Genomic DNA, 23,732 nt, shown 5'->3' on the forward strand with positions numbered 1-23,732 from the left:
GAAACCCCTCGGGACTATGGCCTGTCCCCCTGCTTCAAAGGGTAGTCAGACGCGCCAACTGGACTTCCACCTCGGCCAGAGACTGACGAAAGCGAGCCAAACGTTCCCGTTCCTGAGCAACCACAGTGGCAGGCGCACGATCCACGAAACCGGGGTTATCCAGTTTGGCGCAACAGCGCTCTACTTCGATTCTGGTCTTGTCCCGTTGTTTGGTCAGACGTTCAATTTCCGCGGGGACATCCACCTGCACCTGCAATTGCATCTGAAGGTGATCCACCGTTACCACCGGCGCCTCCACCGACAGCAAAGGCGTAGCACTGGTATCCACCCCCGTGAGGCGTGCCAGATGCATCAGATAGTGTTCCATACCCAAAAGCGCCTGCGTGGCACCCGCCACTTTGAGAGGCAGTCGCTCTGCCGGACTGATGTTCATTTCTCCACGCAAGGTACGGCAACCGTTGACCCATGCCTTGAGACGTTCCATCGCCTCGTTGGCGGCAGGATCGGGGACCAACGCAGGTTGAGGAAAGGGTTGCAGGGCAATGCTGGAACCCATGGCATCCAGGGAAGCCACCTGCTGCCACAACTCCTCGGTGATGAAGGGCATCAGGGGGTGAGTCAGGCGCAGAGCCGTTTCCAGGATCGAGCGCAATGTAGCATGGGTGGTGACCGCCGTATCGGGGTTAGCCAACTGGGTCTTGGCCAATTCCACATACCAGTCACAGAAGTCTTCCCAGATGAATTCGTACAGGGTACGGGCCACCAAATCAAACCGATATTGGGCAAAATGCTCATGCACCGCCCGAATGGTGGCATCGAGACGCTGTCCAATCCAGCGGTCTGCCACCGTCGGCGACTGAGCCAGTCCCTCCGGGGTTTCCTGCATCAGGACGAAGCGCGTGGCATTCCACAACTTGTTGCAAAAATTTCGGTAGCCATCACATCGTTGCAGATCAAACTTGATATCTCTTCCATGAGTGGCGAGACTGGCAAAGGTAAAACGCAGGGCATCGGTACCAAAGGCTGGAATACCCTGAGGAAATTCAGCACGGGTGGCCTTCTCGATCTTTTCAGCCTGACGAGGGTCCATAAGGTGAGCGGTGCGCTTGGTCACCAGGGATTCCAGATCGATTCCATCGATCAGATCCAGAGGATCTAGCACGTTGCCACGGGACTTGCTCATCTTGTGGCCCTGGGCATCGCGCACCAGACCGGTAACAAAAACCTCCCGGAAAGGCACCTGACCGGTGAAATGCGTGGTCATCATGACCATGCGAGCCACCCAGAAGAAAATGATGTCGAAGCCCGTCACCAACACACTACTGGGCAGGAACTGGTGCAGTTCCGGGGTATCCGTCGGCCAACCCAGGGTAGAAAAGGGCCAGAGTGCCGAGGAGAACCAGGTATCGAGCACATCGTCATCCTGACGCAGGGGTTTCCCGGCCTGTCGTTCCGCCTCCTGCTGGTTCTCGGCCACATAAACTTGTCCCGCATCATCGTACCAGGCGGGAATCCGGTGCCCCCACCACAATTGTCGGGAAATACACCAATGTTGCAAATTGCCCAGCCAATGCTCGTAGGTATGAATCCAATTACCCGGCACAAACCGGATCTGTCCTTCGTGCACCACGCGCAAGGCCTCTTGGCCCATGCGCTCGGTATCGAGAAACCATTGATCTGAAAGCATGGGTTCGATCACTGCGCCACTGCGGTCACCGCGCGGAATCATCAGGGTATGCGGTTTTACTTCGGCCAGCAGGTTCCGGGCCGCCAGGTCGTCGATAAGACGTTGACGGGCACGAAAACGCTCCAGTCCACGATATTCAGGGGGTACCTGATCGTTCAAGTGGGCATCCGGGGTAAAGATGTTGATGGGCGTCAATCCATGCCGCCTGCCCATCTGATAATCGTTGAAATCATGGGCCGGGGTGATTTTGACACAGCCCGTGCCGAAGGCAGGATCCACCGACTCATCGGCAATCACCGGAATAGTGCGGTCCGTCAGAGGCAAATGAAGCGCGTGCCCGATGAGGTTGCAATAACGCTCGTCGGCAGGGTGCACCGCCACTGCCACATCGCCCAGCAAGGTTTCGGGACGGGTGGTGGCCACTACCAGATAGCCCTGACCATCCACGCGAGGATACCGGATATGCCAAAGATGCCCCGATTCTTCGTGGGCCTCCACTTCCAGGTCAGACACCGCCGTCTGCAGGTGAGGATCCCAGTTCACCAGACGCTGGCCGCGATAGATCAATCCTTCTCGATAGAGGCGGACGAACACCTGGGTGACGGCCTGACTGAGGTCCTCATCCAGAGTAAAACGCTCGCGGGTCCAGTCACAGGAACTGCCCAAACGCCGCATCTGCCGGGTAATGGTGGAACCCGACTGTTCCTTCCACTGCCACACCCGCTCCAGAAAGGCCTCCCGTCCCAAAGTGGCGCGCCCTTCGCCCTTGGCTTCCAGTTGACGTTCCACCAGCATCTGGGTGGCAATCCCGGCATGATCCGTCCCTGCTTGCCACAGCACATTCTCGCCCTTCATTCGATGGTAGCGAATCAGGGCATCCATGAGGGTATGCTGAAAGGCATGCCCCATATGCAGCGTCCCCGTTACATTGGGCGGCGGCAGCAGGATACAGTACGCAGGCGTCTGGGGATCAAGGGAAGGCTTGAAATCACCACGCGCTTCCCAAACAGGGTACCAGTGCGCCTCAATGGCCTGAGGGTCAAAAATTTTGGCAAGACTCATGGAAAACAATCCAGTAATTAAGGGTGGAGCCCAAGGCTCAAAAACGATGGTTCGCCAGATTATGGGCCTGCACTTCAAAACCCCGCTGACGATAGAAACGGAAACGCTCCCGTGCCTGCGCTGCATCCTGATCGATCTGACTGACGATTTCCGCCAGACGTTCGAAACGGGCAAAGTACAACGGCGGGTCTGAACGCAGGTTGATCAACACCCGGTGGGAGCGCGGTTCCATTTCCAGGGCATCGATGACGATGGGGGTTTCCGCAGCCAATGCGTGATCGGACCGACAATGGGGCACGAATTCGGCCTGCGGATGGGTCCACAACCTCTGGTCCAGTTGCTGAGCCATGACTTCGTCCGGCACCCGCAACCACACGGGCAGTCCTTGCGCCCATGCCTTGCAGGTCAACTGCAGGGCCACCGGCACCTTGTCCGCCACATGGGTGTAAAAGTCGATGCGTGTCACCCTTACCCCTGACAGCGCTGTTGCAGAAAACGGCAAAACAACCGAACAGGACGGCCTGTGGCTCCCTTTTCCTTGCCACTGCGCCATGCCACGCCAGCGATATCCAAATGAGCCCAACGGTACCGTTTAGTGTAATTCGCCAAAAAACTCGCTGCCGTAATGGTCCCGGCAGGACGACCCGCCACGTTGGCCATGTCTGCAAAGTTGCTCTTCAGCCCTTCCTGGTACTCTTCCCACAAGGGCAAAGGCCAGGCGCGATCACCACTGTAATCCCCTGCTGTCTGCAATTCATTGCGCAGAACCTCGTCATTCGCCATTAACCCTGCGGCTTCGTGCCCCAGAGCAATGACACAGGCCCCGGTCAAGGTCGCCACATCCACCACCACGACAGGTTCAAAACGTTCAGCGTAGGTCAGGGCATCGCACAAAATCAGACGCCCTTCCGCATCAGTATTGAGAATCTCGATGGTTTGGCCAGATAAACTCTTGACCACATCCCCAGGACGGGTGGCCCCGCCCCCCGGCATGTTCTCGCAGGTGGGAATGAGCGCCACGACATTCAGGGGCAATTTCATTTCAGCCAAGGCACGCATCGTCCCCAGGACACTGGCTGCACCACACATGTCAAATTTCATTTCATCCATTTCTGGCGCGGGTTTCAAGGATATCCCGCCGGTGTCGAAGGTGATGCCCTTGCCCACCAGCACCACCGGCTTGGCTCTGGCCTTGCCTCCGGCGTATTCCATGATGATGAACCGGGGAGGAAGATGGCTGCCCGCCGCCACAGCCAACAACGCGCCCATACCCAACTTTTCCATGTCGGCACGGTCCAGCACGCGCACCTTGAGCCCCCAGTCCTTGCCCACAGCCTGCGCCGTTTCCGCCAGGTGGGTAGGTGTACACAGATTGGGCGGCAAATTACCCAGATCCCGCGTCAAATCGGTTCCGTTAGCCACTGCCTGAGCTTGTTCCACGAAACCCTGGGCTTTTTTGAGCGACAGGGAGGAAGGCAGCAGGAGGACGGTTTTTTGCCAGTGAGAAGACGGTTTTGGGGTCTGAGTCTGCTTTGGGATACGGTAACGCTGTTCCCTCAAGGTCAAAACGGTCTGTTCCAGCACCCAGACACTGTCCCGACCCGCCATATCCAACTCGGTCAGAGTACACAGCACTTCCTTGACGGCGGTGTTCGCCAGAGCCTGCTCCATGGAACATACCAGGGTACGGTAAGTGCTGTCCTTGAGGGGATCGCTGCCCGTTTCCACCAGCAGCACACGGCTCGCCGTCACCCCTTGAAGTCCGGATAACAGGAGTGTTTTGCCCGCCTCTGCAGCCAGATCTCCTCGTTTGAGAATCTGCGTCAACTGACCTTCACTCGCCTGGTCAAGGGCCTGGGCAGCGGGGGTCAAACAACGGCCTCCCGTCACTGGAACGACGACACAGGCGGTCTTGGTTGAAGCCGGATGTGCTACTTTGAGTGTAAATTCCACGGGGTTTCTCCCTAAAGGGTCATGACCTGAGATAAAGCAGGAGATTATCCCGCCATCCCGGATTGAAGTCAAAAAGCAGGCCGGAGTTTCCGCCGGTCCCAACGAATTTCATGGATCTTCCCTGCGCTCCCGGATCTCCCGGGAACGACGCTGGCCCATCCACCAGCGCCAGGACCAGACACGCTGGCGTTGCTGCAACCAGATCCATGCCACGGTCAAAAAGAGCAGATGCACGGGCCACAAGCCAATCCAGAAGGGCAGTTTACCCTGCGCCACCCAAGCCTGTGCAATACTCATACAGTTGTAATACACCATGTAGGCCAGCAGGGCAAAAATCATGTTGGTGGAACGTCCACCCCGCACGTTAATGTAGGACAGGGGTACAGAAAACACGGACAGCACCAGCAGGCTCAACGGCAACCCCAGACGCCAGTGCAATTCCCCCCACCCTTCCAGAGTGGGGTTGCGGAGCAGGTTCTGAGCCGACATAGATTTTACCGAAAGGGCCGCCGCCGTCACCCCATGCTGATCGATGCGCAGGCGCGCTTGCTCAAAATCCACCAGACGATAGTTGAGCGTGCCCGGTTCCCCCTCATAACGGCGTCCATGTTGCAACACCACGAAGCGATCTCCATTGGGTTCCGTCGCAATGTAACCACTGTCCGCTGCGATCACGCCCACCTGATGGCCCTGAACAGACTGAACGAAGACATTGGAAACCTTCTCCTTGCTTTGGGACAGGGCATCCACGAAGAATACCTGATCTGACTGATGCGACTCCCGGAACACGCCGGGCGTGATCTGGGAGGTGTCGTCCTGCACATCCAATTGTTTCTGATACTGTGCCTTCTGCCCAATGGCCCAGGGCGCAATGACCAGACTGAGAAGCGCCACCACCAGAGCCATGGGCACCGTGAAGCGCAGTACCGGACCGAGAAAACGGTTCAGGCTGACCCCGGCACTCTGCCAGATGATCATTTCCGAGTCGCGGTAGAAACGGGTCATGGCCAGCAGCAGGGCCGTAAAAATAGAAGCGGACAACAAGACCGGCAGGTAAGTCAAGGAACCAAAAGCCAACATGGCCATCACTGCGCTGCCCGACAAGGTCCCTCCCGCCGCCAATCCCAGCAATTTGACCAAACTGACGGTCAGCAGAATGGCCAGCAAAATGACCATGGCCATCAATGCCGTGCGCGCAAACTCCTTGCGTAAGAGCCGACTGAAGAGCATGATGTCCTCTGAACCCGATAGTCCTCCATTCTATCAAGAAGCAGGGAAACGGCGCTGTGTCCTAGGGGCACTTTTCTGCGGGCAGTTCCGACTGCGGGTTTCACTCAAACCAGTTTCGCTATAGAATCTAGCGACTTTTGAGTAATAAACGAGGCTAGAGCATGATGGCATCACCCCCCAAGGATCACGATTCAGATCCCCAGGAAACGCAGGAATGGCTGGATGCGCTGAATGGCGTGCTCTGTGCGGAGGGACCGGAACGGGCCCATTTCCTGCTTGAACGATTGGTGGACAAGGCTCGTCGTTCGGGGGCCTTCCTGCCCTATAGTGCCAATACGGCCTACCTCAATACCATTCCTCCAGCGCTCGAAGAACCCATGCCCGGGAACCCGGAAATGGAGTACCGCATCCGTTCCCTGATTCGCTGGAATGCCTTGGCCATGGTGGTGCGGGCCAACAAGGGTGGGGAAGAACTGGGTGGGCATATCGCCAGTTTTCAGTCGGCGGCCACTCTGTATGATGTGGGCTTCGACTACTTTTTTCGTGCACCTACCCCGGAGCATGGGGGGGATGTGCTCTACACCCAAGGTCACTCGGCCCCGGGCATTTATGCCCGCGCCTTTCTGGAAGGACGCCTGAGCGAAGAACAACTGGCCCACTTCCGCCGCGAAGTGGAGGGCAAGGGGTTATCCAGTTACCCCCATCCCTGGCTCATGCCCGATTTTTGGCAAATGCCCACCGTCTCCATGGGACTTGGTCCCCTCATGTCCATTTATCAGGCCCGTTTCATGAAATACCTGCAAAACCGCGGGTTGGCCCAGACCGAAGGACGCAAGGTGTGGGCTTTCATGGGCGATGGAGAGATGGACGAACCCGAATCTCTGGGCGCCATTTCCCTGGCCGCCCGAGAAAATCTTGACAACCTGATCTTCGTGGTGAATTGTAACCTGCAACGTCTCGACGGTCCCGTGCGCGGAAATGGCAAAATCATTCAGGAACTGGAAGCGGATTTTCGCGGGGCTGGCTGGAACGTCATCAAAGTGATCTGGGGAAGCCCCTGGGATGCCCTCATTGCCAAGGACACGAGTGGCTTGCTGCTGCAGCGCATGATGGAAGCCGTGGATGGGGAATACCAAAGTTTCAAGGCACACGATGGCGCCTACGTGCGTCAGCATTTTTTCGGCAAGTATCCCGAGTTGCTGCGCCTGGTGGCCAACATGTCCGATGACGAGATCTGGCATCTGTCGCGCGGCGGACACGACGCCTTCAAGGTCTATAATGCCTACCTGGCGGCGGTGCGTCACAGTGACCAACCCACGGTGATTCTGGCCAAGACCATCAAAGGCTATGGTATGGGCGAAGCGGGCGAAGGGCAAAACATCACCCACCAACAAAAGAAGATGGGCGAAAGCGCCCTCAAGCAGTTCCGTAACCGCTTCAAGATCCCCATCGACGATGCCGTAATTGCCGCTGCCCCCTTCTACCGCCCTGCCGATGACAGCCCGGAGATCCGTTATCTGCAGGAACGGCGCCAGGCTCTGGGCGGCTATCTGCCGGTGCGGCACAGTGCCAGTGCGCCTCTGGACATCCCCCCCCTGGAATATTTTGGACCCTTGCTGGAAGCCAGTGGCGAACGTCATCTATCCACCACCATGGCCTTCGTGCGTCTCCTTAATCTACTCATCCGCGATGAGACACTGAGTCAGCGCATCGTCCCCATTGTTCCCGACGAATCCCGTACCTTCGGCATGGAGGGCATGTTCCGTAGCCTGGGCATCTATTCTTCCGTGGGGCAATTGTACGAACCCCAGGATCATGATCAACTGATGTACTACCGCGAAAGCGTGAATGGTCAGATCCTCCAGGAAGGGATCAATGAAGCCGGCGCTTTCTCTTCCTGGATCGCTGCCGCCACGTCTTATTCCACCCATGGCGTCACCACTCTCCCGTTCTATATTTTTTATTCCATGTTCGGTTTTCAGCGCGTCGGTGATCTGGCCTGGGCGGCAGGGGACATGCAGTGTCGCGGCTTCCTCATCGGCGGGACGGCGGGACGGACCACCCTGAATGGCGAAGGGTTGCAGCACCAGGACGGACACAGTCAGGTTCATGCCTCCTTCATTCCCAACTGTATCTCCTACGACCCTACCTATGCCTATGAACTGGCGGTCATCATTCAAGACGGCCTGCATCGCATGTTCCACGCTCAGGAAAACGTCTTTTACTACCTCACCACCATGAATGAAAACTATGCCCACCCTGCGCTTCCCGAGGGGGCACGGGAAGGCATTCTCAAAGGCATGTACCTATTGCATGAACGGGCGGCATCCAGGGGCCCTTGCGTCCAGTTGCTGGGATCGGGCACCATCCTGCGCGAAGTGGAGGCAGCTGCCCAACTGTTGGCCACGGACTGGGGCGTGTCGAGCAACGTGTGGAGTTGCCCCAGTTTCAATGAATTGGCCAGAGAAGGTCAAAATGTCCTGCGCCACAACCGTCATCACCCCACAGAACCGGCTCAGATTCCCTACGTCACCCAGTGTCTGAAAGACACCCGTGGGCCGGTGATTGCGGCCACCGACTACATCAAAACCTTCACGGAACAAATCCGTGCCTTCGTACCCCGTCGTTTCGTAACCCTAGGTACCGATGGATTTGGCCGTTCCGACACGCGCGCCCAATTGCGCCATTTTTTCGAAGTAGATCGTTACTATGTGGTGGAAGCCGCACTCCATGCCTTGGCTGACGAGGGCGTAATCCCCCTGTCCCAGGTGGCCGAAGCGCAACGAAAATATGCTCTCGACCCCGCCAAACCGAATCCGCTGAAGGTCTGACCCCATGGCACTAAAAAGCAACTTATTTAAACAGATCAAAGAGTTGCTTTTTGGTCCGGCGCGCGACCCCTTTGCGCCGGAAACCCGTCAGCACATCGCCCTCATGGCCTTTTTTGCATGGGTGGGACTGGGTGCCGATGGACTATCCTCCTCGGCCTATGGGCCGGAAGAAGCCTTCAAGGCCCTGGGTACCCATGTCCACCTCAGCCTTTATCTGGCCATTGCCACGGCCTTCACGGTTTTCCTCATCTCCACTGCCTATAACCAGGTCATCGAACTGTTTCCCACAGGCGGTGGAGGCTATAAGGTTGCCACCCAACTGATCGGGCCTCACGCCGGTCTGATCAGCGGTGCTGCCCTGATCGTGGATTATGTCCTGACCATTGCTATTTCCGTGGCCAGCGGGGTGGACGCCGTTTTCAGTTCCCTGCCCACGGCCTGGCAAAGTCACAAACTGACCGTCGAACTGTTCCTCACCCTGTTTCTGATGTTCCTGAACCTGCGCGGCATGAAGGAGAGCATCAAGATCCTGACCCCCATCTTCATGGGCTTCGTCATCACCCATGTGCTGATCATCGTGTATGGGGTGGCCATCCGCGGAAACGAGATCCCCTCCATCGTCCATCAGACGCTGCATGAAACCTCTTCTCTGGCGGGCCAGATGGGTTGGGTCTTTGTGGCCTCCCTGTTCCTGCGCGCCTATTCCATGGGGGGCGGAACCTATACGGGGATCGAAGCGGTCTCCAACAATGTCAATGTTCTCCAGGAACCCCGTGTACATACCGGAAAACTGACCATGTTCTACATGGCCACTTCCCTGGCCTTCACGGCGGGGGGCATCATCCTGATCTACCTGTTGTGGAATGCCGTCCCCTCCAGCAATGGCGAGACCCTGAACGCCGTTGCTTTCCGTTCGGTCATCGCATCCCTAGGTTTCAGTCCCGGCCTTTCCTATGTGCTTCTCACCACCGTGCTGGTCCTCGAAGGGGCGCTTTTGTATGTGGCCGCCAATACCGGCTTGCTGGGCGGCCCCGCCGTACTGGCCAACATGGCCAATGACGGTTGGACACCCTCCCAGTTCAGTTCCCTGTCCAGTCGTCTGGTCACCAAGTACGGAATCCTTCTGATGGGCATAGCAGCCCTCTTCATCCTGCTCTGGAGTGGTGGCGTCGTGGACCTGCTGGCGGTGCTCTACAGCATCAATGTCTTTCTCACCTTCAGTCTCTCGCTCACGGGACTGACCCTGTACTGGTGGAAGCACCGCGAACATCCCCAATGGGCCCTTCGCCTCGGGGTCTCCGTGGTAGGATTGATCGTGACTTCGAGCATCCTCATGGTCACCCTGGCGGAAAAGTTTTTTGAAGGCGGGTGGATGACCCTCCTCATCACCAGCGCCGTCATTGGCCTGTGCCTGCTGATTCGCCAGCATTACCGCGAAACAGCCGCCCAGATGGCCAAGGCCGACCATCTGCTGTCCCAGCTCCCGGCCACCCCGGTAGTCACCCCCCCTGCCCTCGATCCCGATGCGCCCACCGCCGTCTTTCTGATCAGTCAGGCCAAAGGCACGGGCATGCATACCCTCCTGTGGGTCCAGCGACTCTTTCCCAACGTCTACCGCAATTTTGTGTTCCTCAGTGTGGGTGCCGTGGACACTCAAAGTTATGGCGGAGAAGGATCGATTGAAGGACTCAAGGAATCCGTTCATTCCGCCTGCGACTACTATGTCAATTTCTGCCATCGGAATGGCATTGCCGCCAAGTCCTACGAAGCCTATGGCACGGACCGAATCGCCGAACTCACCCGTCTGTCCGAGCAGGTCCACGAAGAATTTCCCAACAGCATCTTTTTTGCCAGCAAATTGATTTTCGTCCACGATAACTGGCTGACGCGCATCCTCCATAATCAAACCGCCCTGCAAATGCAACGTATCCTTCATCTCCAGGGCATGACCATGGTGATCCTGCCCATGAAGGTCGACTGAGACATGCTACCTACCTGATGATCCCTTTATGGTCCTCGCCTCCACCACTTACCCTTTATTTCGCTGCCTGAATTCCTGGCTCTCTCCTGGGGGCAGTACGGGCTCCCTGTCCATCCTGATCTACCACCGCGTGCTGCCCAAACCCGACCCCCTTTTTCCGGACGAGGTGGATGCTCAACGTTTTGATGCGCAGTTGAATCTGCTCAAGAATGTCTTTCACATCCTCCCCTTGCCCGAAGCGGTGGAAAGATTAAAAAACCATGTCTTGCCCCCGCGCGCTGCCTGCCTCACCTTCGATGACGGGTATGCCGATAACGCCTCCATTGCACTCCCACTGCTGAAAAAGCACGGGGTCTGCGCCACTTTTTTCGTAGCCTCGGGCTACTTGAATGGAGGGTGCATGTTCAATGATCGCGCCATCGAGTTGGTCCGCCAGCATCCCGCAGAATCCATCGATCTTCGCTTTCTCGAATTGGGATCACTCCCTCTGACGACCTTGGCAGAGCGGAAATCCGCCCTCGCGATCCTGCTGCAACGCCTCAAATACGAGGCGCCGGAAGTGCGTTGCGACCATCTCCACCATCTTGAAACGCAGTTGGGGGTCACCCCCCCTTCCCACCTCATGATGAATGATGCCCAAGTAATATCTCTGCACCAAGCGGGGATGAGTATTGGGGGACATACGGTCAATCACCCCATTTTGACCTCCCTTCCGCCCGCCATTGCGCGCCGAGAAATCGAGCAGAACCATGCCTGCCTGACCCGATTGCTGGGCAGTCCTCCTGTCCTGTTCGCCTATCCCAACGGAAAATTCGGTCAGGATTACCGTCAGGAACATGCCGATATGGTGCGGGAAATGGGATACTCGGCAGCACTTTCCACCGAACCAGGCATTGCCCGGGGAGAAAGCGATCTCTTTCATTTGCCGCGTTTCACTCCCTGGGACCGCTCACTCCTGCGTTTCTCCCTGCGCCTCAGTCAAAACCTGTGGACCCATTCCTGAGTATCAATGTTTCTCTCGCACCGGTCGTTTCAGGGCATATACCACGGGGATGAATACTAGGGCCAAGGTGCCCAGCAAGCGAAAGTCATCCATGAAGGAAAGCAGGCTGGCCTGTCTTTGCACGGTGGCATACAACAAGGCGTGCGCCACCGCCACCCCATGACTGCCGACCCCTGCCAACTGGTGGATCACGCCCGCCAGCCACGCCTGGGTCGCCGTGGAGGAATCGGTCAAATGAGTCGTCAGAACGCTTTGATGACGTTGTGTCCCGCGCGTCAACCAGGTTTGAACCAGGGATATGCCGAAACTCCCCCCCAGATTGCGCGACAAGTTGATGATGGCCGAAGCGTTGCTGCTTTTGTTCGGAGGCACCCACGAGTAAGCTGCCGCATTGACGGGCACGAAGAGAAACCCCAACCCGATCCCCTGCAGGATTCTCAAAGTCGCCAAAGACCAGTAATCCGCCTGCAAATTCATATGGGAAAAAAGATACAAGGCCACCCCGTTACACAACAACCCAAAGGCAATCATGTGGCGCACATCCACCTTGTTGATGGCCCATCCCACGAAGGGCAATACCAATAACACGGTCAATGCGCCAGGAGACAACAACATTCCTGCCTGAGTGGCCGAATACCCCATCAGGGCCTGGACCCACATGGGAAGGAGCACCGTACTGCCAAACAGGATAAATCCCACCAGAAACATCAAGATATTGCTGAACAGAAAGTTTCTTTCCTTGAGCAGATTGAAATCCACCATGGGGTAATGTTGACGGGTTTCCCAAAAGGGTAGAATAAGCAGTGACAGGGTCGACAGCGCTGACATCAGCATGATAAAGGGCGATGAAAACCAGTCGTCTTGCTGCCCTCGGTCCAGCACCACCTGCAAACAGCCAAATCCCACCGACAATAACACGAACCCTTTCCAATCCACCGTGAATCCCCGGCGCCTAAACTCGGCGCTCTGTTCAATCAAAGCAGGAGGATCCGACAACAGCCGCCGGGACAGATACAAGGACAGAAATCCCACAGGGACATTGATCAGGAAGATCCAGCGCCAGGAAAAGGTATCCGTAATCCAACCGCCGATGGTCGGGCCAATGGCCGGTGCCAAAACGGTCGTGATGCCATACACCGCAAAAGCCATGCCCCGTTTCGAAGGAGGAAAACTGTCCGTCAAGATGGCTTGAGAACAGGGCTGCAATCCCCCGCCACCGATGCCTTGCAGGGTACGAAACAGGATCAGGGTAGTCAGGTTGGGGGCCAGGCCACACAGTAACGAACTGACGGAAAACATGGCCACACAGAACAGGTAAAATCGGCGGCGCCCGAAGAGCGTGGATAACCAACCGCTCATGGGCAAGACGATGGCGTTGGACACCATATAAGAAGTCAATACCCACACGGCTTCGTCTTCGCTCACGGACATATCCCCGGCAATGTGACGCAACGCCACATTGGCAATGGAAATATCCAGGACCTCCATAAAGGTGGTCAAAGCCACGGTCACGGCCACCCACCACGGGCTGATCAAATCTCCACGAAAATTACGGGGGGGAGAAAACGCACCCATCGGGGAAGCCGCCATTCAAACAAATCTCCATATCACGCCAGGCAATTACTGAAATTCAGGCATGATTCCACCGATCATCCTGAAATGTCAAAGTGCCACGTTAACACAAAGTAGTGAGCGTTTGAGGACGTCTTCCCTGGCAGTGATCAACTTTCTCAACCTGTTCCAAATTTTGGGTAGCATAAATATCCTTCTATGGGTTATCCTCATGACTTAATCGGTAAATCACTGTTCAGGTCAGGAGGCATCATGTCTGTGGTGGGCGAAGAGAGGATCATTTCCGTAGTCGGTTTGGGTTATGTGGGATTGCCCGTGGCTGTAGCCTTTGGCAAAGTGCGTCGAACCATTGGCTTTGACATCAATCCGGTACGAATCCGGGAGTTGCGCGCCGGGCATGACCGGACAGGAGAAGTGGAAGAGGGAGGCCTCGAAAAAGCGGATATCCTGTACACGGATCAGATCAGCGATCTCCAGTTGGCAAATTTTCATATCGTCGCTGTCCCAACCCCTGTCAACGATGCCAATCAACCCGACCTCACCCCCATGTTGAAGGCCTCGGGAACCGTGGGAAGTGCCCTGAAGAAGGGGGATATCGTGGTTTATGAATCCACGGTCTACCCCGGAGTAACGGAAGAGGAATGCGTCCCTATTCTGGAAGCGAAATCCGGCCTCAAATGTGGCGTCGATTTCAAGGTGGGCTATAGTCCTGAGCGCATCAACCCCGGAGACAAGGAACACACCTTTACCAAGATCAAGAAGGTGGTATCGGGACAGGATGCGGAAACCTGCGAAATCGTTGCTCAGGTCTATGAATCCGTGGTCACAGCAGGCGTTCACCGTGCTCCCTCCATCAAGGTGGCCGAGGCCGCCAAGGTCATCGAGAATACCCAACGGGACCTGAATATCGCCCTGATGAATGAACTGGCCCTGATTTTTGACCTGATGAATATCGATACCAATGCCGTGCTGGAAGCCGCCGGCACCAAATGGAACTTTCTCAAGTTCAAACCGGGACTGGTGGGTGGTCACTGCATCGGCGTAGACCCCTATTATCTCACCCATAAGGCCGAAAAATTGGGATACATTCCCCAGGTCATCCTTTCCGGGCGACGTATCAACAATGGCATGGGGAAATTTGTGGCCCAACGCTGTGTCAAGGAAATGGTCCATGCCGGACATGTCATCTCGGGCAGTCGCGTCACCGTCCTGGGACTCACCTTCAAGGAAAACTGTCCGGACCTGCGTAATTCCAAGGTCATCGATATCATTCATGAACTACAGGATTACGGAATCGAGGTACAGATCCACGATCCCCTGGCGGACCCCCACGAGGCTGAGGAGGAATACGGCGTTTCCCTCACCCCCACCGTTGCCTTGAAACCCGCAGCAGCCGTGATTCTGGCGGTGGCCCATGATGAATATCGAACCCTTCAAACCGAGGGAATATTATCCCTGATGGGCGATTGCCCCGTCCTGATCGATGTCAAGGGACTTTTTTCCCGCGACGATTTCTCCCAATCCAATCTGCGTCTCTGGCGGCTATGACCACGCACTATGACCTCATTCAAAACAAGATCCAGGCCGCACCACGCCGTTGGGCCATTACCGGAGTGGCAGGGTTCATCGGTTCCAACCTGCTCGAGACCTTGCTTCGACTGGATCAGACCGTCGTGGGATTGGATAATTTTTCCACCATCGACGACTGTAACCTGAAGCAGGTTCAGAAACTGGTTGGAGAACCCCGTTGGAAAAACTTCACTTTTTTCAAAGGAGATATCCGCCACCTGGACGATTGCCAGCGCGTCTGTGACAGGGCGGATATCGTGTTGCATCAGGCGGCCCTGGGCAGTGTTCCCCGTTCCATCGAGGACCCTCTGACCACCCATGCCAGCAACATCGATGGATTCCTCAACATGCTGAGAACAGCTCAACTCATGGGGATCGAACGCTTCATCTATGCCGCCTCGAGTTCCACTTATGGGGACCATCCTGGGCTTCCCAAAAAGGAAGAGATCATCGGCAACCCCCTCTCTCCCTATGCCGTCACGAAACTGGTCAATGAACTCTACGCGCAGGTCTTTGACCGGGTCTATCAGTTCAAGGCCACCGGTCTGCGCTATTTTAACGTCTTCGGCCCCCGCCAAAATCCGGAAGGTGCCTATGCAGCCGTGATTCCCAAGTGGTTTGGTGGGTTATTGAAGGGGAATCCGATCGATATCAATGGCGACGGTGAAACCAGCCGTGATTTCTGTTATATCGACAATGTCATCCAAGCCAATATTCTGGCGGCCTGTACGGAACGGCCCGAGGCCCTGGGACAGGTCTATAACATTGCTTACTCCGAATCCACCACCCTCAACCAGTTGTATGCGCTGATCTGCGCTCAACTGAAGCAGCGTGCGCCAAACCGGGAGATCCCCGGCCCCCGTTACCGGGATTTTCGGGCGGGCGATGTCCGCCACTCCCTGGCAGACATTCACAAAGCCCGACAACTTCTGGGTTACGAGCCCCGTTTCTCGGTCAAGGAAGGACTGGAAAAGGCTGCGGACTGGTACACGCACAATCTGTGAGTTCGTTTCTACAGGCACCTTATGAGTAAACCCATTCATCACCCTGCCTGTTTTGCCATGGGAACGGGCGATCCCTTGTCCATCGGCGGCATCGATCTCCCGCGCCTAGCCCATCAAGTCGGCCAAACCCCCTTCTTTGCCTATGACCGCACAGGTATTTTCAAGCGTGTTCAGATGTTACGCTTCCTGCTCCCCAAGGGCATTCACCTGCACTATGCCATCAAGGCCAACCCCATGCCCGCCGTGGTCCAGTTTCTTGCCACTCAGGTGGATGGTCTGGATGTGGCTTCCGGAGGAGAACTGGGAATAGCGCTGGATACCCTGATTCCGCGCGCCCATATCAGTTTTGCCGGTCCCGGCAAATCTTCCCACGATCTTCTGATGGCCATGGCTGCTGGCGTTGTACTCAATCTGGAGTCCGAAGGAGAACTGGAGACGGTCTTCTCGCTGAGTGAACTACATGGCTACCGTCCCAAAGTGGCCATCCGGGTCAACCCGGATTTTGAATTGCGGGGCTCCGGTATGCGCATGGGCGGGGGGGCCAAACCCTTCGGGGTGGATGTGGAACGGGTTCCCGCCCTGGTCCGCCGCATCCTGGCCTCTGACCTGGTTTTTCAGGGGTTTCATATTTTTAGTGGATCACAGAGCCTCAAGGCGGACGCACTCATTGAGGCCCAGAAAAACACCGTGGATCTGGCCATTCGGCTGGTTCAGGAGAGTGGGGCACCCCTCCCCACCCTGAATTTGGGAGGGGGCTTCGGGATTCCCTATTTTCCTGGCGAATCACCTCTGGAGCTCGAGCGGGTAGGAGATGCCTTGCAACACCTGTTACCTCACCTGCACCAGCAGTTGCCCGATACCCAACCCGTCATCGAATTGGGCCGCTACCTCGTCGGTGAAGCGGGTGTGTATGTGTGCCGCATCCTCGACCGCAAGGTTTCCCGGGGCCAGACTTTTCTCATCACCGATGGGGGATTACACCACCACCTGGCGGCATCCGGCAATTTTGGACAGGTCATTCGCAAGAATTATCCAGTGACCATCGTCACCCGGAAGAAATCCCCGCCCTTGGAAGAAGTCTCCGTGGTGGGCCCCCTGTGTACCCCCCTCGACCTCCTGGCGGACAAAATGCTCCTGCCCCGTGCCGAGGTAGGGGATCTGGTGGTGATTTACCAGTCCGGTGCCTATGGCCTGAGCGCCAGCCCTGCGGCTTTTCTGGGACACCCTCCGGCCCGTGAAGTATTGATCGGAGACCTGTAGCCATGACCGCATTGGCATTATTTTTCGGCCATCCGCGCTTTCAGGAACCAGACCTGAGCGAAATTTCCCGTATCCAGGGGGTGGAGAGCGCATGGCGCGAAGCCTATCGGCGTCATGGCCCTCAAGCCCCCAATCAGGTTCAAGGAGACTTTGCCGTGGCTTTTTCGCCAGAGCCGGGCAAGACTTTCATGGCCGTGGATCGCTTTGCGCGTCGTTCATTATGTTATCGCGTGGAGAATGCTTCGACCCTCCAGGTTGCCGCCCGCGCCGATGAAGTCGCTGCATCTTCTTCATCGTTGGATATGCAGGCCATTTACGACTACTTCCATTTTCATGTCATTCCCGCGCCACGGACGATCTTTCAGCAGGTGCTGCGTCTACCCGCCGCACATTACGGACTGTTCCAAGGAGGGAAACTGACGGTGGCCCACTACTGGCGACCACGGTTTACCTCCGCAGATTCCGCTGACTTTTCCTCTTTGAAGGAAGAGTTTCTGGATATTTTAAGGAGTTCGGTTCAAAGCCAGCGTCATGAGGGCGGTCGTACCGGCTGTTTCCTGAGTGGAGGCACCGACAGTTCCACCGTGACCGGCCTATTGAGCCAGCAATTCGGGGAAGGCGTGCCCACCTACTCCATCGGCTTTGATGCGGAAGGCTATGATGAAATGGAGTACGCACGCATTGCCTCCCGTCATTTCAAAACCCGGCACCATGAATACTATGTCACTCCGGAGGATTTGGTTCAGGGAATTCCGCGCGTCGCAGCCTACTACGACCAACCCTTCGGCAATTCTTCTGCCCTGCCCGGGTTTTACTGTGCCCAACTGGCCCAACAAGACGGTTTGCAACGATTGCTGGCAGGAGACGGGGGGGATGAATTATTTGGTGGAAACAGTCGATACGCCAAGCAAAAGTTATTTCACGCCTACACCCACGTACCTTCCATTCTGCGCCAGGGAATCCTCGAACCTCTGGCACCCCTTTTCAACCGACTTCCCCTGGTGCGCAAACTGGGCAGTTATATCGACCAAGCCAAAGTCCCCATGCCGGACCGAATCACTGCCTACGGGCTTCTGGAGCAGATCGGGGCAGAGAATATTTTTCCCGCACAGGTTCTTTCCTTGTTTTCACCGGCCATTCCCGGCACCTTGGAACGGGCAGTTTGGCACGAAACCGATGGGGCGGATTTTGTCAATCAGATGCTGGCCTACGACTGGCGCTTCACCCTGGCCGAAAATGATTTACCCAAAGTTTGCGGAACCACGACCTTGGCGGGTATCGAGGTAGGTTTTCCCCTGCTGGACGAACGGCTGGTGGATTTTTCCCTGAAACTCCCACCCCATTACAAGGTCAATGGTCTCAAACTGCGTTGGTTTTTCAAGGAAGCGTTACGAGGTTTTCTGCCGGAGGAAATCATCACCAAGCAAAAGCATGGTTTCGGTCTTCCCTTCGGCATATGGGTGCTGCGTCATCCATCCCTGCATCAGTTGGCCGAATCCTCCCTGCATCAACTGGCCGAACGTGGTCTGATTCGACATCCCTTCGTGAATCAATTGTTCCAGCAATACCTACCCGGCCATCCGGGGTTTTATGGGGAAATGGTGTGGATCCTCCTCATGCTGGAACAATGGTTTCAGGCCCATGCCAATCACTACCAGTTCTCCCCCTCTGCCTGATCCCTGGTCCCCGACTTTTTAAACCAAAGGGGATTTTGCATCCCACCGGCTGATCAGTGCGGAGCCCCTGGAGGCGCGGCGGGTACACTGCGCCATGGCTCTGGACAGTTCTGCACATAGGGGTAGTAGCCCTTGGCAGAAGCGCAGTAATACCAACTGTTGGCGGCCGTGTGCTGACTCGCCCCTGGAGGGGGCGGTGCCATGGACTGGGAATATTGCCGTTGCGGTGGCTGCCCTTGAGGGGGAGAAGAATAAACCACGGGTTGCTGCTGAACCACTACGGGCGGAGCCGCATAAACCACCGGCGCGGGATAGTAGGGGTACGGATAAACGCGATAAGGATTGGCCAACTCCGCTCCCACCAGGGCACCGGTTGCCAACCCCATCATTCCCCAGCCCCAACCCCAGCCACGATCTGCTTGCGCAGGTACTGCTCCCAGGACCCCACACACACCCAATCCCAGAAAGATCAATCGCATCGGTTTCAAACTTGTCATGGAATCCCTCCCAAATAAACTCAAAGCCTACAGAACCCATGGACTCAATGTAACTCGAAAAGTTCCCATCCCCCCACCTCAGCGACCTTGAAGGCTCAGGGGCTTGTCAATTTCGTACGAACGCATACAATGTACCCCAGTGCTTCCAATTTTACTCCGATCTCACAAGGATGATCCATGAAACTCTATTTCAGCCCCGGTGCCTGTTCTCTTTCCCCGCATATCGTGTTGCGCGAACTCGGCGTGCCCTTTGATCTGGTTCGGGTCAACCTGGGCACCAAGCAACTGAGTGATGGTTCCGATTTCTGCGCGATTAACCCCAAGGGCTATGTCCCACTTCTGATTCTCGACGATGGAACGAAACTCACCGAAGGCCCGGCCATCGTTCAATATCTGGCGGACCTCAAACCCGAATCGGGTCTGGCTCCCGCCAATGGAACCCTGCCGCGCTACCAACTGCAATCCTGGCTCAACTTCATTTCCACGGAACTGCACAAGCAATTCAGTCCGCTGTTCAATCCCACCTTTCCTGACACCGTCAAGGACTTCCAGAAAAATCGCCTGGCACTGCGCTTCGATCAACTCAACGACACCCTGAAAACCCAGGAATACCTCATGCCCGGCGGATTCACCGTAGCCGATGCCTATTTGTTCACCGTCCTGGGATGGGCCCATCCCATGGGCATTTCTCTGGAACGTTGGCCCGAACTCCAGGCCTATATGGCGCGGATTCAGTCCCGCCCCACGGTTCAATCGGCCCAACAGGCAGAAAAAAACGGTTAAACCCGAACACAGTGCCCGGAGCGTTCATCCATGAACCTGATCTTTCAGAAACTGGATGAACGCTCTCAAGGGTGCGGACAGTTGGTGTCGCCCCGCGTAGTAGAGGTAATAACTGTGATAGGGGAGTGACCAATCGGTCAGTATTGGCACCAAAAGCCCGCTACGGATATCTTCTGCAATATAGGCCTCCAGCACATATCCGATTCCGACCCCCTCTTTTGCCGCCTTGATCATCAGATCGACATCGTTCACGATCAAGGGTCCATCCACCGCAATTTCAATTTTTTGCGCCGACTTTTCAAATTCCCACACTATCACCTGTTGATTGGCCAAACGATAACGAATACAGGCATGGTTTTGTAATTCTTGCGGCAGGGTAGGTGCCGGATAACGCGCCAGGTAGTCCGGCGCTGCAACCGCAACGATTCGCGAAGGTAGACTGGCCCGTACCTGCAACATGTCGTGGGCAATTCGCCGGCCATAGCGAATCCCCGCATCGAAACGTCCCATGACCAGTTCGCTGGTGGAATTGTCAACGGTAATATCCAGTTGAATGGCCGGGTATTTAACCAGAAATTCCCTCAATAATGGGGCCAGAATCCACTGGGCAGGAACGGTTGATACGCTAAGGCGCAGGGTGCCCATAGGGGTATCACGAAAATCGTTGAGGGATTCCACTGCGGCGTGGAGGGTCTCGAAGGCAGGGCGGATCCGGTCCAGCAGTCGTTCCCCCGCCTCTGTCACCGAAAGACGGCGAGTCGTGCGGTGCAATAGACGGACCCCAAGACGAGTTTCGAGCGTCCGGATCACTTGACTCAAGGTCGAGGGGGCCATGTTCAGGGTAGCCGCCGCACGGGCAAAGTTCCCCTGATCGACGATCGCCATGAACGCTTTCAACTCCGCAAATTCATTGCCACGCATTATATTGTATTCCTACATAGTGTATTCGGATTATGTGCCTTTATCTGGATAATACACTGGCCTAGACTATCCTGCTGATGAAACGAAGCACATCCTGTTTACTGAAGAGGATCCTTACCAGAACGGGTTCTGGTAAGGCATGATCCGGGAGTTTTCCATGAACGATGACAGCGTGAGCCAGAATAGGCTCAAGCGATACCGAAGACCCTTATTGGTGGCAGGACCCTTGCTCCTCTTGGCGATTGCCGGGTTCTTGTATTTCAAAAACCTGAATCGGGTTTCCACGGACGATGCTTATGTCGTCGTCGCGCGTACGGACATCAGCGCCAATGTGGCCGGTCGGGTCGTCGAAATTCTGGTCAAAGACAATCAGTTCGTGCAAGCCGGGGAAGTTTTATTCAAACTCGATGAACGGGATTTTGCGCTGAACGTGGCAGATGCCAGAGCACGGTTGGCCAATGCAAAACTTCAGGTGAGTTCGTTGAAGGCGTCCTATCGGCAACATCAAGCAGAGGTCACGGCCGCACAGGAAACCCTGGCCTATCATGAAAATGAACTTGATCGACAAAAGCGTCTGGTCGCCCAAGGGGTTTCTTCTCAGGCGCAACTGGACCAGGCCCGACATGCCTACCTTCAGGCCACACAGAAATTGCAAGGGACGCAACAGGAACGAGAGAATGTTCTGGCTGCCCTGAACTATCATCCCAACCAGAATATCGAGGATCACCCGGCGGTACAACAAGCGCAAGCAGTGCTGGACAGGGCCCTGCTCAATCTATCCTACACGGTGGTGAAGGCCCCTCAGGCGGGGATCGTTTCAAAGGTGGAACAGTTGCAGGTCGGTGACTACGTGAATGTGGCGACCCCGCTGTTCGCTCTGGTCTCCAGACAAAATCGGTGGATCGAGGCTAATTTCAAGGAAACAGACCTGACCCACCTGCATCCGGGTCAACCTGGAACAGTGGAAATCGATGCATATCCCGGCCGGATCTTCCATGGGCACGTTCAAAGCCTGAGCCCTGGCACGGGGTCCAGTTTTTCATTATTGCCTCCGGAAAATGCCACCGGTAATTGGGTCAAGGTCGTACAACGTCTGCCCGTTCGCATCAGCCTCGAAAATGTAGACTCTGACCAACCTCTTCAGGCAGGTCTGAGTGCCGTCGTGGTGGTGGACATCAGTCATGACCACTGAGACAACTTCGCTCAATCGGCCGCTGATTACGGTCTCGGTGATGGCCGCCACCATCATGCAGGCGCTGGACTCCACCATTGCCAATGTGGCGCTGCCGAAAATGCAGGGAACCCTGGCGGCCACCCAGGACGCAATGACCTGGGTACTGACCTCATACATCGTGGCCGCAGCCATCATGATCCCCCTGACGGGCTGGTTGGCCCAGCGGTTTGGACGCAAGCCGGTGTTTTTGATTTCAGTGACCGGGTTTACCCTCGCTTCGGCGCTTTGTGGGCTGGCCACCACCCTGCCTGAAATGGTTTTCTTCCGACTATTGCAAGGCATATCGGGCGCGGCCCTGGTGCCGTTATCCCAAGCCGTCCTGTTTGATATCAATCCTCGGGAAAATCATGGCAAAGCCATGGCCCTCTGGGGAGTAGGCGTCACCATGGGTCCCATTCTGGGTCCGGCATTAGGGGGATGGCTGACAGATCAGTACAGTTGGCGCTGGGTGTTCTATATCAATGTGCCCATCGGCATCCTGGCTTATCTAGGCCTGTCGAGTTTCATGCCCAATACTAAAAAAATTGCAGGGTCCTTTGATTTTTTTGGGTTTCTGACCCTGAGTCTGGGGATCGGTGCCTTACAGTTGCTTCTGGACAGGGGAGAGTTGAAGGATTGGTTCCATTCCCCGGAAATTGATCTGTACGCACTGATCATCGGCATTTCCTTCTATCTGTTCATCCTGCACACGCTAACCGCCGAACGCCCCTTCCTGAGCGTGTCCCTATTCAAGGATAAAAACTTTCTCACCTCCAATATCTTCATCTTCATCATTGGCGTCGTCCTGTTTGCCACCTTGGCCCTGGTGCCTCCCCTGCTCCAGAATGAAATGAATTACCCCGTCATGCTCACCGGATTCGTGACGGCACCTCGGGGAATGGGAACCATGATGGCCATGATGGTGGTAGGAAGATTGATCGGAAAATATGACATCCGGGTGATCATGGCGGTCGGATTGGGAATGACCGTCCTCTCGCTATGGCAAATGATGCACTTCGATCTGTTGATGGACGCAACTCCGATCATTTATACCGGGCTATTGCAGGGATTTGGCGTCGGACTGTCCTATGTGCCCCTGTCCACGGTGGCGTTCAGTTCCTTACCCCAGACTCTGCGCAATGAAGGAACGGCTTTTTTCAACTTGCTGCGCAATATCGGAAGTTCCATTGGAATTTCCATCGTACAAACCCTATTGACCCGAAATACGCAGATCAACCATGCCACCCTGGCTCAACACATCACACCGTATACACTGCATTCACCGGTCTTCGGGGCACTGGATCCGACCCACCCTTCGGGTATTCTGGCCATCAATGGCCTAATCACCCGTCAGGCTGCCATGATTGCCTACAATGACGACTTTGAACTGATGATGATCGTGACACTTGCGGTCATTCCTCTGTTGCTCTTGTTGCGCCCAGCCTCCAGAGCGCCACAGGGCAGTGCCCAAACCCTCATGGAATAACCCC

17 protein-coding genes are annotated in these 23,732 nt (G+C 56.0%); 10 read left to right on the forward strand and 7 right to left on the reverse strand.

Annotated features, from left to right (window positions below):
* Positions 1-34 precede the first annotated feature (34 nt).
* The 4 genes from HO274_RS04245 to lptF all read right to left on the reverse strand — a co-directional run bounded on the left by HO274_RS04245 (position 35) and on the right by lptF (position 5,932).
* Positions 35-2,749 carry a valine--tRNA ligase gene (locus tag HO274_RS04245; protein WP_273121693.1) on the reverse strand — a complete coding sequence of 905 codons (2,715 nt, stop codon included), beginning with the start codon at positions 2,747-2,749 and terminating at the stop codon, positions 35-37.
* A 37-nt stretch (positions 2,750-2,786) separates the two neighbouring features.
* On the reverse strand, positions 2,787-3,215 hold the full coding sequence (locus HO274_RS04250; protein WP_031596023.1) for a DNA polymerase III subunit chi: 429 nt from the start codon (positions 3,213-3,215) through the stop codon (positions 2,787-2,789).
* 2 nt (positions 3,216-3,217) lie between these two features.
* Positions 3,218-4,702, reverse strand: a complete 1,485-nt coding sequence (locus HO274_RS04255; protein WP_273121695.1) for a leucyl aminopeptidase — start codon at positions 4,700-4,702, stop codon at positions 3,218-3,220.
* 108 nt (positions 4,703-4,810) lie between these two features.
* Complete coding sequence (gene lptF / locus HO274_RS04260) at positions 4,811-5,932, reverse strand: LPS export ABC transporter permease LptF (protein ID WP_273121697.1); 1,122 nt, start codon at positions 5,930-5,932, stop codon at positions 4,811-4,813.
* 164 nt (positions 5,933-6,096) lie between these two features.
* Between lptF and aceE the strand changes: the two genes are divergently transcribed.
* From aceE to HO274_RS04275, 3 genes are read left to right on the forward strand one after another with little or no spacing between them, the layout of a single operon-like run.
* Complete coding sequence (gene aceE, locus HO274_RS04265; protein ID WP_273122271.1) at positions 6,097-8,763, forward strand: pyruvate dehydrogenase (acetyl-transferring), homodimeric type; 2,667 nt, start codon at positions 6,097-6,099, stop codon at positions 8,761-8,763.
* A 4-nt stretch (positions 8,764-8,767) separates the two neighbouring features.
* Positions 8,768-10,744, forward strand: a complete 1,977-nt coding sequence (locus tag HO274_RS04270) for an APC family permease (RefSeq protein ID WP_273121699.1) — start codon at positions 8,768-8,770, stop codon at positions 10,742-10,744.
* A gap of 28 nt (positions 10,745-10,772) precedes the next feature.
* Positions 10,773-11,747: a polysaccharide deacetylase family protein gene (locus HO274_RS04275; RefSeq protein WP_273121701.1), complete on the forward strand. Its 975-nt coding sequence runs from the start codon at positions 10,773-10,775 to the stop codon at positions 11,745-11,747.
* 3 nt (positions 11,748-11,750) lie between these two features.
* On the opposite strand, the gene HO274_RS04280 is transcribed toward HO274_RS04275, so the two are convergent.
* Positions 11,751-13,337, reverse strand: a complete 1,587-nt coding sequence (locus tag HO274_RS04280) for a DHA2 family efflux MFS transporter permease subunit (protein ID WP_035417058.1) — start codon at positions 13,335-13,337, stop codon at positions 11,751-11,753.
* Between the two features lie 243 nt (positions 13,338-13,580).
* Between HO274_RS04280 and HO274_RS04285 the strand changes: the two genes are divergently transcribed.
* From HO274_RS04285 to HO274_RS04300, 4 genes are read left to right on the forward strand one after another with little or no spacing between them, the layout of a single operon-like run.
* On the forward strand, positions 13,581-14,867 hold the full coding sequence (locus tag HO274_RS04285; protein WP_411463765.1) for a nucleotide sugar dehydrogenase: 1,287 nt from the start codon (positions 13,581-13,583) through the stop codon (positions 14,865-14,867).
* A complete protein-coding gene (locus HO274_RS04290; protein ID WP_273121704.1) occupies positions 14,864-15,892 on the forward strand; it encodes an SDR family oxidoreductase in 1,029 nt (342 codons plus the stop codon). Before HO274_RS04285 ends, HO274_RS04290 begins: the two co-directional genes overlap by 4 nt.
* Before the next feature lie 21 nt (positions 15,893-15,913).
* Positions 15,914-17,152 carry a pyridoxal-dependent decarboxylase, exosortase A system-associated gene (locus HO274_RS04295; RefSeq protein WP_273121706.1) on the forward strand — a complete coding sequence of 413 codons (1,239 nt, stop codon included), beginning with the start codon at positions 15,914-15,916 and terminating at the stop codon, positions 17,150-17,152.
* 2 nt (positions 17,153-17,154) lie between these two features.
* Complete coding sequence (locus HO274_RS04300; protein ID WP_273121708.1) at positions 17,155-18,828, forward strand: asparagine synthetase B family protein; 1,674 nt, start codon at positions 17,155-17,157, stop codon at positions 18,826-18,828.
* Positions 18,829-18,881: 53 nt separating this feature from the next.
* Here HO274_RS04300 and HO274_RS04305 read toward each other — a convergent pair whose 3' ends face one another.
* Complete coding sequence (locus tag HO274_RS04305; protein ID WP_273121710.1) at positions 18,882-19,325, reverse strand: hypothetical protein; 444 nt, start codon at positions 19,323-19,325, stop codon at positions 18,882-18,884.
* Positions 19,326-19,502: 177 nt separating this feature from the next.
* Between HO274_RS04305 and gstA the strand changes: the two genes are divergently transcribed.
* The gene (gstA, locus tag HO274_RS04310) at positions 19,503-20,108 is read left to right on the forward strand and encodes a glutathione transferase GstA (protein WP_273121712.1); all 606 of its coding nucleotides are present in this window, start codon (positions 19,503-19,505) and stop codon (positions 20,106-20,108) included.
* Between the two features lie 24 nt (positions 20,109-20,132).
* Here the strand turns inward: gstA and HO274_RS04315 are convergent, their stop codons facing one another.
* A complete protein-coding gene (locus tag HO274_RS04315) occupies positions 20,133-21,029 on the reverse strand; it encodes a LysR family transcriptional regulator (protein WP_273121714.1) in 897 nt (298 codons plus the stop codon).
* Between the two features lie 157 nt (positions 21,030-21,186).
* Between HO274_RS04315 and HO274_RS04320 the strand changes: the two genes are divergently transcribed.
* Both HO274_RS04320 and HO274_RS04325 read left to right on the forward strand, forming a co-directional pair.
* Positions 21,187-22,221, forward strand: a complete 1,035-nt coding sequence (locus tag HO274_RS04320) for an HlyD family secretion protein (protein ID WP_273121716.1) — start codon at positions 21,187-21,189, stop codon at positions 22,219-22,221.
* The gene (locus tag HO274_RS04325; RefSeq protein ID WP_273121717.1) at positions 22,211-23,728 is read left to right on the forward strand and encodes a DHA2 family efflux MFS transporter permease subunit; all 1,518 of its coding nucleotides are present in this window, start codon (positions 22,211-22,213) and stop codon (positions 23,726-23,728) included. Before HO274_RS04320 ends, HO274_RS04325 begins: the two co-directional genes overlap by 11 nt.
* The last annotated feature ends 4 nt before the right edge of the window (positions 23,729-23,732 follow it).

Source organism: Ferrovum myxofaciens (assembly GCF_013181415.1).
Lineage (GTDB): Bacteria > Pseudomonadota > Gammaproteobacteria > Burkholderiales > Ferrovaceae > Ferrovum > Ferrovum myxofaciens.